The following is a 12,858-nucleotide window of genomic DNA, read 5'->3' as shown; positions in this document are numbered from 1 at the left end:
AAGCTCGTGTCTGAGAGCATCGGGCGTGTCCCGGGGGCCGGCCGCCACCGGTCCCTTCCGGCTGCGCATCTTTGAAGACGAAAGATTCCACTTGTGAGTGAGTCATCGCACGACGGTGCGGTCGCAGTGAACCCCCGGCCGTCCCCGGACGACGGCCTGTCCCCGGCCGACCTGGCCGCCAAGTACGGCCTCTCGGTGAGCGGGGCCCGGCCGAGCCTGCCGGCCTACGTACGGCAGCTGTGGGACCGCCGGCACTTCATCCTGGCCTTCTCCCGGGCGAAGCTGACCGCGCAGTACAGCCAGGCGAAGCTCGGCCAGCTGTGGCAGGTGACGACGCCGCTGCTGAACGCCACGGTCTACTTCTTCATCTTCGGCCTGCTGCTGGGCGGGCGCGGCGGGATGGAGATGGAGGACTACATCCCGTTCCTGGTGACCGGGGTCTTCGTCTTCACGTTCACGCAGAGCTCCGTGATGTCCGGCGTCCGCTCCATCTCCGGGAATCTGGGGCTGGTCCGCGCGCTGCACTTCCCGCGGGCCTCGCTGCCGATCTCCTTCTCGCTCCAGCAGCTCCAGCAGCTGCTGTTCTCCATGATCGTCCTGGCGGTCGTGCTGATCGGCTTCGGCCACTTCCCGATGTGGTCGTGGCTGCTGGTCGTCCCGGCCCTGCTGCTGCAGTTCGTCTTCAACTCCGGCCTGGCCATGATCATGGCCAGGATGGGGTCGGCGACCCCGGACCTTGCGCAGCTGATGCCGTTCGTGACCCGGACCTGGATGTACGCCTCGGGCGTGATGTTCCCGCTGGGCTACATGCTGGACAAGCGGGAGAGCATTCCCGGCTGGGTGGCCGACGTCATGCTCGCCAATCCCGCCGCGGTCTACATGGACCTGATGCGCTACGCCCTGATCGACAACTACGGGGTGGAGAACCTGCCCGTCCAGAGCCTCGTCTGGGCCGTCTCCCTCGGCGTCGGCTGGGCGCTGCTGATCGGCATCGGCGGTTTCGTGTACTTCTGGAAGGCGGAGGAGCGGTATGGCCGTGGCTGAGCACACCGAGTCCACCCGGAGTGAGACCCCGCCCCAGGACACCGCCGAGGCGCGCGTCCCCACCGTCATCGCCGACGACCTGCACATCGTCTACAAGGTCAACGGCGGCCCGCGCGGCAGGGGCAGCGCCACCGCCGCCCTGAACCGGATGCTGCGCCGCAAGGCCCCGGCGGGCATGCGCGAGGTGCACGCCGTGCGCGGCGTCAGCTTCACCGCGTACAAGGGTGAGGCCATCGGCCTGATCGGGTCCAACGGCTCCGGCAAGTCCACCCTGCTGAAGGCGGTCGCCGGGCTGCTCCCGGCGGAGCGCGGGCACGTCTACACCAACGGCCAGCCGTCGCTGCTGGGCGTCAACGCGGCTCTGATGAACGACCTCACCGGCGAGCGGAACGTGATCCTCGGCGGGCTGGCCATGGGCATGTCGCGCGAGCAGATCCGCGAGCGCTACCAGAGCATCGTCGACTTCTCCGGCATCAACGAGAAGGGCGACTTCATCACGCTGCCGATGCGGACGTACTCCTCCGGCATGGCGGCCCGGCTGCGGTTCTCGATCGCGGCGGCCAAGGACCACGACGTCCTGATGATCGACGAGGCACTGGCCACCGGCGACCGGAAGTTCCAGAAGCGCTCCGAGGCCCGCATCCGCGAGCTGCGCAAGGAGGCCGGCACGGTCTTCCTGGTGAGCCACAACAACAAGTCCATCCGGGACACGTGCGAGCGCGTGCTGTGGCTGGAGAAGGGTGAGCTGGTCATGGACGGGCCCACCGACGAGGTCATCAAGGCGTACGAGAAGGAGGCGGGGAAGTAGCCCGTCGCCGTTCTCGCGGCGCGTACGCGCGGGGCCCCCGCCGGATCACCCGGCGGGGGCCCCGCCTCGTGCGGGCACGCCGCCTCAGCCCGTCCGCACCCCCGTGAGCGGGCGGGTCCCGGCGGCGGGCCGCTCGGCCCCGGCCTCGGCCAGGCCGAACCTGGAGTGGAACCGGCGCAGCGGGGCGGGCGCGTACCAGGCGTGCCGGCCCAGCAGGCGCATGGCGGCCGGTACCAGCACCCCGCGCACCGCGACCGCGTCGACGATGATCGCGAGCCCGCTGCCCAGTCCGAACATCTGGATGAAGCTGACGTCACCGGTGCCGAAGGCGAAAAAGCTCACCGCGAGCAGCCCGGCGGCCATGGACACGATCCGGCCGGTCCGGGCCAGCCCGAGGGTGACGGAGACGGCCGGGTCCGCGGCCGGGTCGGCGTCGCGCAGCTCCTTGATCCGGCTGGTGAGGAAGACCTCGTAGTCCATCGACAGGCCGAAGGCGATGCAGAACAGCAGCACCGTCATCGAGGTGTCCACCGGCGTCGGGGTGAAGCCGAGCACCGAGGAGAGATGGCCGTCCTGGAAGACCCAGACCATGGCGCCCATGGCCGCGGCCAGGCTGAGGGCGTTGAGCAGCAGCGCCCGCAGCGGCTGCACGACGCTGCCGGTGAAGAGGAAGAGCAGCACGAACGTGGTGACGGCGACCAGTCCGACGGCCAGCGGCAGCCGGTCGCCGATCGCCCGCTTGGAGTCCACGAGCCGCGCGTCCTCGCCGCCGACCAGGGCCTCGGTCCCGGCGGGCGCCCGCACCGCGCGCACGGCGCGTACGAGGTCCTGCGCGCCGTCCGACTTCGGCTCCAGCTCGTGGACGACCGCCAGCTGCTGGGCGCCGGGCCGGCCGAGCGCCGTTTCCGCGGGTCCGGCGGGCCGCGCGGCGCCGTCCGTGTAGGTGCCGCTGCTCGCCGAGACCCGGGCGACCCCGGGCAGCGCGGCCAGCTCGCGGGCGTAACGGCCGAGGGCCTGCCGTTCCACCGGTCCGGTGGTGACGACCCGGATCGCGTCCCGGTCGCCCTGGGGGAACTCCCGGTCCAGGGTTTCCGACACCTGGCGGCTCTGCGCGTCGGGCGGCAGCACCCGCTCGTCCGGGGTGCCGAAGGTGACGCCGAGCAGCGGGCTCGCGGCGAGCAGCAGGACGGCGAGCACGGGGAGCGCGGTGAGCGCCGGGCGGCGCATCACGGTGGCCGCGAGCCGTCCCCAGAAGGGCGAGTCCGCGCCGCGCTTCGCGCCCGGCAGCCGGCCGGCGGCGACCCGGCGGCCGAGCACGGCGAGCAGCGCGGGGACGACGAGCAGGGCGCTCACCGCCGCGATGGCGACCACGCCGATGCCCGCGTACGCGAAGGAGCGCAGGAAGAACGGCGGGAAGACCAGCAGCGCGGCGAGGGCGGCGATCACGGTGGCGGCGGAGAAGGCGATGGTGCGGCCCGCGGTGCGCACGGTGACCCGCAGGGCGTCCGGGACCTCGGCGCCCGCGGCGAGCTGCTCGCGGAACCGGCTGACCAGCAGCAGGGCGTAGTCGATGCCGAGCCCGAGACCGAGCGCGGTGGTCAGGTTGATCGCGAAGACGGACACCTCGGTGAGGCTGCCGAGCACGAACAGCTCGGCGAAGGTGCCGAAGACCGCGATCACCCCGATGACCAGCGGCAGCAGGGCCGCGAGCACGCTGCCGAAGGCGAGCACCAGCAGCACCAGCGTGACCGGCACCGCGATGGCCTCGGCGACGGCCAGGTCCTTGGCGACCTGGGTGGAGACGTCGTCGCCGACCGCGGCCGGGCCGCCGGCCAGCACCGAGACCGCGCCCCGGTCGCCGGTGTAGCGCTCCTTGAGCTGGGCGGTGCGGTCGCCGACGGCCGTGTCGTCCCCCTCGACATGGGCCGCGACGAGGGCGCTCGCGCCGTCCTCGGAGAGCAGGGCCGGGCCGCCGGAGTCCCAGTGCGACACGACCCGGGAGACGCCGGGCTCGCCGGCCAGTTCCCCGGTGAGCTGCCGGCCGGCCCGCTCGGCGGCGGGGGAGCCGAGGCCGCCGTCCTCGGCGCGGACGAGCAGCAGCAGGTTGCTCTCGCCGCCGAACTCCTTCTCGATGAGCGCCTGGGCGCGGCTGGAGGGCGACGCCGGGTCGTCGAAGCCGCCGCTGAGCAGCTTGCCGAAGGCGCCGAAGCCGAGTGCCGCCATGGCGACGACGGCGACGACGGTGAGTGTCAGTACGAGCCGGGCCCTGCGCAGGGCCAGCTCCGCGATCCGGTCGAACATGCCCTTCCCCCTCATGTTTACGATGTGAACATCCACGATGGCAGGGGATGTTTATGCTGTCAACATCGGGCAGGATGGAGGCATGGCAGTGAAGGGCGGCAAGGCGGGCTATCACCACGGCGACCTGCGCAACGCGCTGACCGAGGCCGCCGTCGAACTCGCCGCGGAGGGCGGACCCGAGCGTGTCGTGCTCCGGGAGGCGGCTCGCCGCGTCGGCGTGTCGCCGACGGCCGCGTACCGCCACTTCGGCAGCCACTGCGACCTGCTCGGCGCGGTCAAGGAGCGCTGCCAGCGGCAGCTCGCGGCCTCCATGGCGCGCGCGGTCGAGGAAGGGCCGGAGCTGCCGGACGCGGGGGAGGAGGCGGTGCGCCGGACCGTCGCGATCGGCCGCGGCTATGTGCGCTTCGCCGTCGAGAACCCCGGTCTCTACCGCTCGGCCTTCTCCCGGGTCGTCCTCGACGGGGCGGCCGGTGACCACGGGCTCGTCTTCGCCGGTGTGCTGCCGCCCGGTGACGACCCGGTGTTCCGGGCGTTCCGGGCGCTGAGCGACACCCTGGACGCGCTGGTGGAGTCCGGGCGGATGCGCCCCGGGAACCGGGCGGGGGCGGAGGTCGCGGCCTGGTCCACCGTGCACGGGCTGTCGCTGCTGATCCTGGACGGGCCGCTCGCGCGGCTGCCGGAGGAGCAGCGCGACGCGGTGGTCGACCGCTCGCTGGAAGCCATCGTGGCCGGGCTGACCCGGTAGCGCGGCGCGCCGGGTGTGGCCGGCGGCCTCGTCAAAGGGCGGCTGCCGGCGGGGTGTGCGGGCGGCGGGCCCGGTGGGTGCGGGGGCGCGTCATGGTGCCCCGTCCCCGGGGCTGTCGCGGAGGCCGCGCGGCGCGGGCTGCGGCGGTCCGATTCCCGGCAGGCGGGGCGGCAGGGGGCGGCCCGGACGCCGGCGCGTCGGCGCCCGGTGGCGCGCAGTCGGTGCGGCGTGTCCGAAATGGGATGTTATGGATGGGCGGTGTAGAACAGGAGGCGTGACGGCTATGGCGACAGGAACCCTCCGACTCCGGGGCACCGCGGCCGTCCCGGCGCCTCCCCCGCGGCCGGTCCACGGCACGGGAAGCCCGGCACCGGGCAGGCTCCGGTGACCGCCGGTACGGAGCCGCACCCGCCGGCCGGCACGGAGCCCCGACCGGCCGCCGGCACGGAGCCGCACTCGCCCTCCGGCGCCGAGCCGCAGCCTCCCGGCGCCGAGCCACACCCACATCCTGGCGCCGAGCCGCACCCACATCCTGGCGCCGAGCCGCACCCACCTCCCGGCGCCGAGCCGTGCCACCCGCGGGCCCGTACGGAGCCGCCGTCCCCCGGCGCCGAGCCGCTCCCGACCGGCGCCGAGCCGCGCACACCCCCCGGCGCCGAGCCGCAGCCTTCCGGCACGGAGCCGCACCCGCGGGCCGGTACGGAGCCGCCGTCCTCCGGCGCGGAGGTCCCGGCCCCCGGCGCCGAGCCGCAGCCTTCCGGCGTCAAGCCGCGCCCGCAGGCCCGTACCGAGCTGCCGGCCCCCGGCGCCGAGCCGCACACGCGCGCCGTGCTCGGCAAGGCGGCGTACGAGAACTTCCCCGTCGCCCCGTTCTTCCTGCCGCGCGCCTGGCGCGACGACCTGATGGCCGTCTACGGCTGGGCCCGCCTCGTCGACGACATCGGTGACGGCGACCTGGCCCCCGGCGGTGCCGACGCCGCCGCGCTCGGCGTCCCGGCCGGTTCGTCCGGCGACCGGCTCGCCCTCCTCGACGCCGCCGAGGAGGACCTGCGCCGCGTCGTCGACGGCGGCGGCCGCCCGCCGCGCCACCCGCTGGTCACGGCCCTCGGCCCGGCGATCCGGCGCCACGGCATCGGCCCCGGGCCGTTCCTCGCCCTGATCGAGGCCAACCGCCAGGACCAGCACGTCCGCCGCTACGCCACGTACGATGACCTGCTCGCCTACTGCGAGCTGTCGGCCAACCCCGTCGGCCGGCTGGTGCTCGCCGTCACCGGCACCACCACCCCGGAACGCATCCGCCGCTCCGACGCCGTGTGCACCGCGCTCCAGATCGCCGAACACCTCCAGGACGTGGCCGAGGACCTGCGGCGCCACGACCGGATCTACCTGCCGGCCGAGGACATGCGGCGGTACGGCGTCGAGGAGGACGACCTGCGGCAGCCGGTGGGGGGCGCACCGGTGCGCGAGCTGATCGCGTTCGAGACCCGACGCGCCCGTCTGCTCCTCGATCAAGGGGCGCCGCTGGTGGGTAGCGTGCACGGGAGGCTGAGGCTGTTGCTCGCGGGCTTCGTGGCCGGGGGGCGCGCCGCGCTCGGAGCGATCGCCGCGGCCGGACACGACCCGCTCCCCGGGCCGCCGCGGCACAACGGGGCCGCCCTGCTGCGCGAGACGGTGGCGACACTGCGGAGAAAGGGGTGAGCCGGCACATGAACGCGACCGCGACCGCGATCACGCCCCCGCCGGTCCTCGCCGCCTACGGCTACTGCGAAACGGTCACCGGCCAGCAGGCCCGCAACTTCGCCTACGGCATCCGGCTGCTGCCCCCCGAGAAGCGCCAGGCCATGTCCGCGCTGTACGCGTTCTCCCGCCGGATCGACGACATCGGTGACGGCCCGCTCGAACCGGCCGCCAAGGAGGCCCGGCTGGCCGGGGCCCGGGCCCTGCTCGCCCGGGTGCGGTCCGGCGCGGTGGAGGACGACGACACCGACCCCGTCGCCGTCGCGCTCGCCGACGCGGCACGGCGCTTCCCGATCCCCCTGGGCGGCCTCGACGAGGTGATCGACGGGGTGCTGATGGACGTCCGCGGCCAGACCTACGCCACCTGGGACGACCTCGAGGTCTACTGCCGCTGCGTCGCGGGCGCGATCGGCCGGCTGTCGCTCGGCATCTTCGGGGTGGCCGACGTCCCCGGGCGGAGCGCGCGCGAGGCCGCACGCGCCGCCGACTACGCCGACACCCTCGGCCTGGCCCTGCAGCTCACCAACATCCTCCGCGACCTCCGCGAGGACGCCGAGGAGGGCCGCGTCTACCTGCCCGCCGACGACCTCGCCGCGTTCGGCTGCGCCGGCGGGTTCTCCGCCCCCGAACCGCCCCCCGACGCCGACTTCACCGGCCTCGTACGCTTCGAGGTCCGCCGCGCCCAGGCCCTGTTCGGCGAGGGCTTCCGGCTGCTGCCGCTGCTCGACCGGCGCAGCGGTGCCTGCGTCGCCGCCATGGCGGGCATCTACCGGCGGCTGCTGGACCGCATCGCCCGCGACCCCGGCCAGGTCCTGCGCGGCCGGGTCTCGCTGCCCGGCCGGGAGAAGGCCTTCGTCGCCGTGCGCGGCCTGTCCGGCCTCGACGCCCGGCACATCACCCGGCGCCCGGCCCGGTATCCGGCCCGCCACCCGGTCAGGAGGAACCTCTGATGTACGGCACCGCGGCGGACGCCGCTCCCGGCCCCGAGGCGGCCGCCGGCGCGACCGGACCACCGGGAGCGGAACGGTCCGGCGAGCGCTCGGCCGTCGTGGCCGGCGGCGGCATCGCCGGAATCACCGCCGCCCTGCGCCTCGCCGATGCCGGGCTGCGGGTCACCCTGGCCGAGTGCCGGCCGCGCCTGGGCGGACTGGCGTTCTCCTTCCGCCGGTCCTCACCGGCCGGTGAGCTGACGGTCGACAACGGCCAGCACGTGTACCTCCGCTGCTGCACCGCCTACCGCGGCTTCCTGGAACGCATCGGCGGTGCCCGGCTGGCCCCGGTCCAGGACCGGCTCGACATCCCCGTCCTCGACGCCGCCCGCGGCCGGCTCGGCAGGCTGCGGCGCGGCGCGCTGCCCGTGCCGCTGCACCTCGCCGGCTCCCTGGCCCGCTATCCGCATCTGTCGCTCGCCGAACGCGCGGGCGTCGGCCGGGCCGCGCTCGCCCTGAAGCGGCTCGACCCCGCCGACCCGGCCCTGGACGGTGTGGACTTCGCGACCTGGCTGCACCGGCAGGGCCAGTCGCCCCGCGCCGTGGAGGCGCTGTGGGACCTCATCGGCACGGCCACCCTCAACGCCCGCGCCGACCGGGCCTCCCTCGGCCTCGCCGCGATGGTCTTCAAGACCGGGCTGCTCTCCGAGCCCGGCGCCGCCGACATCGGCCTCCCCCGGGTGCCGCTCGGCGAACTCCACGACACCCTCGCCCGCTCCGCGCTCGACCGGGCCGGTGTACGCACCGTGCTGCGCGCCCGCGTCCGCGCCGTGCGGCGGGCCGCCGGAGGCGGCGGCTGGCGGGTCGCCCTGGGCGGCGGACCCGGGGGCCCGGCCGAGGAACTGCACACCGACACCGTCGTGCTCGCGGTGCCGCAGGCAGAGGCGTACCGGCTGCTCCCGGAGGGCGCGCTGGACGATCCCGGGCGGCTCCTGGACATCGGGACCGCGCCGATCCTGGGCGTCCATGTCGTCTACGACCGGAAGGTGCTGCGCCGGCCCTTCTTCGCCGCGCTCGGCACCCCGGTCCAGTGGGTCTTCGACCGTACGGAGTTCTCCGGTGCGGCCGGCGGCACGCAGTACCTGACGCTGTCCCAGTCCGCGGCCCAGGACTGGATCGACCAGCCGGTCGCCGCCCTCCGCCGCCGCATGCTGCCCGAGCTGGAGCGGCTCCTGCCCGCCGCCCGCGAGGCCCGGGTGCTCGACTTCTTCGTCACCCGCGAGCGGAACGCGACCTTCGACCCGGTCCCCGGGGCCGGCCGGCTGCGGCCCGCCGCCCGCACCCGCGCACCCGGCCTCCAACTGGCCGGCGCATGGACCGACACCGGCTGGCCCGCGACGATGGAGGGCGCGGTCCGCAGCGGCACGGCCGCGGCGGAGACGGCCCTGCACGACCTCGGCCTCGGCACCACCCACCCGGCACCGCCCCCGATTCCTCGGGGGACACCGCAGCAGGAGGCGGCATGACATCCCTTCCGGAGGCGACCCCGGCGCAGGCCACGGCGCCGTATGCCGCATCATCGACAGACGCGGGGACGTCGCAGGCACGGACCCGGCCGCCGGGCACCGGCGGTATCCCGAACCGAGGAGAGACAGTGGACACGGCGAACCCGGTCATCGACACAGCGGACGTCGCCGCGCTGCTCGCGCGCGGCAGGACGCTCGCCACGCCGGTGCTGAGGGCCGCGGTGAACCGGCTGGCGCCCCCCATGGACACCGTCGCCGCCTACCACTTCGGCTGGATCGACGCGCAGGGCCGGCCCTCCGACGGCGACGGCGGCAAGGCCGTCCGCCCCGCGCTGGCGCTGCTGTCCGCCGAGGTGGCCGGCGCGCCCCCGGAGACCGGCATCCCCGGTGCCGTCGCCGTGGAGCTGGTGCACAACTTCTCGCTGCTGCACGACGACCTGATGGACGGCGACGAGCAGCGCCGGCACCGCGACACCGTCTGGAAGGTGCACGGCCCGGCCCAGGCCATCCTCGTCGGCGACGCGCTCTTCGCCCTCGCCAACGAGATCCTGCTGGAGCTGGGCACGGTCGACGCGGGCCGCGCCACCCGCCGCCTCACCACCGCCACCCGCAAGCTCATCGACGGCCAGGCGCAGGACATCGCCTACGAGCACCGCGAGCGGGTCACCGTCGAGGAGTGCCTGCGGATGGAGGGCAACAAGACCGGCGCCCTGCTGGCCTGCGCGGTGTCCATCGGGGCCGTGCTCGGCGGCGCCGACGACCGCACCGCCGACGCCCTGGAGGAGTACGGGCACGACCTCGGCCTCGCCTTCCAGGCCGTCGACGACCTGCTCGGCATCTGGGGCGACCCGGAGTCCACCGGCAAGCAGACCTGGAGCGACCTGCGGCAGCGGAAGAAGTCCCTTCCGGTCGTCGCCGCCCTCGCCGACGGCGGCCCCGCGTCCCGGCGGCTCGCCGGCATCCTCGCCGCCGACGCCAGGAGCGCGGGCGCCGACGACTTCGACGAGGCGGAGTTCGCCGCCCGGGCCGCGCTCATCGAGGAGGCGGGCGGCCGGGCCTGGACCGCCGAGGAGGCCCGCCGCAGGCACGCCACGGCCGTCGGCGCGCTGGACCGGGTGGACATGGACCCGCGGGTGCGGGCGCAGCTCGTCGCGCTCGCCGACTTCGTCGTCGTACGGCAGAAGTGACGGGCGGCAGCCCGGAGGGGCGCGCGGCCGCGGCGGCCGCCGCTCCCGGGACGGAACGCCGCCGCATAGCGATCGCGGTCGCCGGCCGGCGCGAGACACCGCCGGGTCCCTGACCCGCCGGGCGTCGGCCGCGGAACCCCGGTACAGCAGAGCGTCCACTGCACGAAGGGGAAACCATGACAGCTGCGACCGACGGCGGTGCGGGGCCCGTACCGCGCGCGGCATCCTCGGCCTCCGCACCGACCGACCCGCCAGGGACCGGCCCGACGGACCGGCCCGGGACCGCCGAGCCCCTGACCGGTCCGCCGCCGGCCGGCCCGGCCGCGGCGACCGGCCGGACCGGCCCCGCAGGTCGCGACAGCGCCGGTACCGGCCCCGCAGGTCGCGACAGCGCCGGTACCGGCCCCGCCGGTGGTGACCCCGCCGGTGCTGACGCCGGGACCGGCGCGGGCGGGACCGGTGAGGGCGGGTCGGGCGGGCCGGGCGGGACCCTGTCCGCCGCGGAGCGCGCCGCCGCCCGCGCCGTACGCAATCTGCTCGCGCGGCAGCACGCCGACGGCTGGTGGAAGGGCGACCTGCAGACCAATGTCACGATGGACGCCGAGGACCTGCTGCTCCGGCAGTTTCTCGGCATCCGGGACCGGGCGACCACCCGGGCCGCGGCCCGCTTCATCCGCTCCGAGCAGTCCGCCGACGGCAGCTGGGCGACCTTCCACGGCGGCCCGGGCGACCTCTCCACCACCATCGAGGCGTACGTCGCCCTGCGCCTCGCCGGGGACGCGCCGGACGCGCCGCACATGGCCGCCGCCTCCGCACGGGTCCGCGAGCGCGGCGGGGTGGCCGCCTCTCGCGTGTTCACCCGCGTCTGGCTGGCCCTCTTCGGCTGGTGGCCGTGGGAGGAACTGCCCGAACTGCCACCGGAGATGATCTACCTCCCGAAGTGGTTCCCGCTCAACATCCACGACTTCGGCTGCTGGGCCCGGCAGACGATCGTCCCGCTGACGGTCGTCTCCGCGAAGCGGCCGGTCCGCCCCGCCCCCTTCCCGCTCGACGAGCTGCACACCGATCCCGCCCGCCCGCTCGACGGCCGCGTGCGGACTCCCGCGACCGGCTGGGACCGGGTCTTCCACCGGCTGGACGCGGCCCTGCACGCCTACCGCGCCGTGGCGGTGCGCCCGCTGCGCCGCGCCGCGCTGCGCGCCTGCGCCCGCTGGATCGTGGAACGCCAGGAGAACGACGGCTGCTGGGGCGGCATCCAGCCGCCCGCCGTCTACTCCGTCATCGCGCTGCACCTGCTCGGCTACGACCTGGACCACCCGGTGCTCCGCGAGGGCCTCGCCTCCCTCGACCGGTTCGCCGTGTGGCGCGCTGGCGACGGGTCCGCCGCGTCCCCGCAGTCCCGGGAATCACCGGCGTCTGCGGAGGTACCGGCATCGGGGGAGTCCCCGGAACCGGGCGCCGGTGACACCGGTCCCAGCCGGATGGTCGAGGCGTGCCAGTCCCCGGTCTGGGACACCTGCCTCGCCGCTGTCGCCCTCGCCGACGCGGGCGTACCGGCGGACCATCCCGCGCTCGTCAAGGCCGCCGACTGGATGCTGGGCGAGCAGGTGCTGCGGCCCGGCGACTGGTCCGTGCGCCGCCCAGGACTCCAGCCCGGCGGCTGGGCGTTCGAATTCCACAACGACAACTACCCGGACCTGGACGACACCGCGGAGGTCGTCCTCGCCCTGCGCCGGGTGCGCCACCCGGACCCGGCCCGCGTGGAGTCGGCCGTGGGCCGCGCCGTGCGCTGGAACCTCGGGATGCAGTGCGCGGACGGCGCCTGGGCGGCGTTCGACGCCGACAACACCAGCCGCTTCCCCAACCGGCTGCCGTTCTGCGACTTCGGCGAGGTGATCGACCCGCCGTCCGCCGATGTCACCGCGCACGTGGTCGAGATGCTCGCCGGCGAGGGGCTGGCCGGTGACCCGCGCACCCGGCGGGCCGTCGACTGGCTGCTCGCCGAACAGGAGCCGCACGGCGCCTGGTTCGGCCGCTGGGGCGTCAACCACCTGTACGGCACGGGCTCGGTGGTGCCCGCTCTCGTCGCCGCCGGAGTGCCGGCGTCCCACCCGTCGGTCCGCCGGGCCGTCGCCTGGCTGGAGAGCGTCCAGAACGACGACGGCGGCTGGGGCGAGGACTTGCGCTCCTACGCCGACCCGGAGTGGATCGGACGCGGCGCCTCCACCGCCTCGCAGACCGGCTGGGCGCTGCTCGCCCTGCTCGCCGCCGGTGAGGAGGAGGGGAAGGCCGTGCAGCGCGGTGTCGGCTGGCTGGCGGCCACCCAGACCGCGGACGGCGGCTGGGACGAGCCGCAGTTCACGGGCACGGGCTTCCCCTGGGACTTCTCGATCAACTACCACCTCTACCGGCTGGTGTTCCCGCTGACCGCGCTCGGCCGCTACGTCCGTACGATGTCCGGCGCCACCGGCCCGGCTGCGGCATCCCCCGGCGCGGCGTCCCCGGAGTCCCCTGACGCGGCACCCCCGCAGTCCCCTGCCCCGGCACCCCCGGCGGACCGGGCAGCTCCGGCATCCCCCGA

The 12,858-nt window shown here is 75.2% G+C and carries 9 protein-coding genes; 8 read left to right on the top strand and 1 reads right to left on the bottom strand.

What is annotated here, in order from left to right; genetic code table 11:
• The first annotated feature begins 93 nt into the window (after positions 1 to 93).
• Positions 94 to 1,044 (top strand): ABC transporter permease, encoded by a 951-nt coding sequence (locus tag GCU69_RS25110; RefSeq protein ID WP_098754535.1) that lies wholly within the window; start codon positions 94 to 96, stop codon positions 1,042 to 1,044.
• On the top strand, positions 1,031 to 1,852 hold the full coding sequence (locus GCU69_RS25105) for an ABC transporter ATP-binding protein (RefSeq protein ID WP_098754536.1): 822 nt from the start codon (positions 1,031 to 1,033) through the stop codon (positions 1,850 to 1,852). Before GCU69_RS25110 ends, GCU69_RS25105 begins: the two co-directional genes overlap by 14 nt.
• An 84-nt stretch (positions 1,853 to 1,936) precedes the next feature.
• Here the strand turns inward: GCU69_RS25105 and GCU69_RS25100 are convergent, their stop codons facing one another.
• On the bottom strand, positions 1,937 to 4,153 hold the full coding sequence (locus GCU69_RS25100) for an MMPL family transporter (RefSeq protein ID WP_156207277.1): 2,217 nt from the start codon (positions 4,151 to 4,153) through the stop codon (positions 1,937 to 1,939).
• A gap of 82 nt (positions 4,154 to 4,235) precedes the next feature.
• Between GCU69_RS25100 and GCU69_RS25095 the strand changes: the two genes are divergently transcribed.
• From GCU69_RS25095 to shc, 6 genes are all read left to right on the top strand, one after another.
• Positions 4,236 to 4,898 (top strand): TetR/AcrR family transcriptional regulator, encoded by a 663-nt coding sequence (locus GCU69_RS25095; RefSeq protein ID WP_098754538.1) that lies wholly within the window; start codon positions 4,236 to 4,238, stop codon positions 4,896 to 4,898.
• An 828-nt stretch (positions 4,899 to 5,726) separates the two neighbouring features.
• Positions 5,727 to 6,596 (top strand): squalene synthase HpnC, encoded by an 870-nt coding sequence (gene hpnC / locus GCU69_RS25090; protein WP_156207255.1) that lies wholly within the window; start codon positions 5,727 to 5,729, stop codon positions 6,594 to 6,596.
• Between the two features lie 8 nt (positions 6,597 to 6,604).
• On the top strand, positions 6,605 to 7,585 hold the full coding sequence (gene hpnD / locus GCU69_RS25085; RefSeq protein WP_098754545.1) for a presqualene diphosphate synthase HpnD: 981 nt from the start codon (positions 6,605 to 6,607) through the stop codon (positions 7,583 to 7,585).
• Positions 7,585 to 9,090, top strand: a complete 1,506-nt coding sequence (hpnE, locus tag GCU69_RS25080; protein ID WP_156207254.1) for a hydroxysqualene dehydroxylase HpnE — start codon at positions 7,585 to 7,587, stop codon at positions 9,088 to 9,090. The genes hpnD and hpnE overlap by 1 nt, the downstream gene beginning before the upstream one ends.
• Before the next feature lie 128 nt (positions 9,091 to 9,218).
• Complete coding sequence (locus tag GCU69_RS25075; RefSeq protein WP_235978695.1) at positions 9,219 to 10,277, top strand: polyprenyl synthetase family protein; 1,059 nt, start codon at positions 9,219 to 9,221, stop codon at positions 10,275 to 10,277.
• 176 nt (positions 10,278 to 10,453) lie between these two features.
• Positions 10,454 to 12,858, top strand: a 2,405-nt coding sequence (gene shc / locus GCU69_RS25070; RefSeq protein WP_235978694.1) for a squalene--hopene cyclase, incomplete at its 3' end; no start/stop codon positions are given.

It is taken from the genome of Streptomyces lycii, from assembly GCF_009735685.1.
Classification (GTDB): domain Bacteria; phylum Actinomycetota; class Actinomycetes; order Streptomycetales; family Streptomycetaceae; genus Streptomyces; species Streptomyces lycii.
The sequence above is the reverse complement of the archived record's forward strand: the minus strand, read 5'-3'. Positions and strand labels throughout refer to the sequence as shown.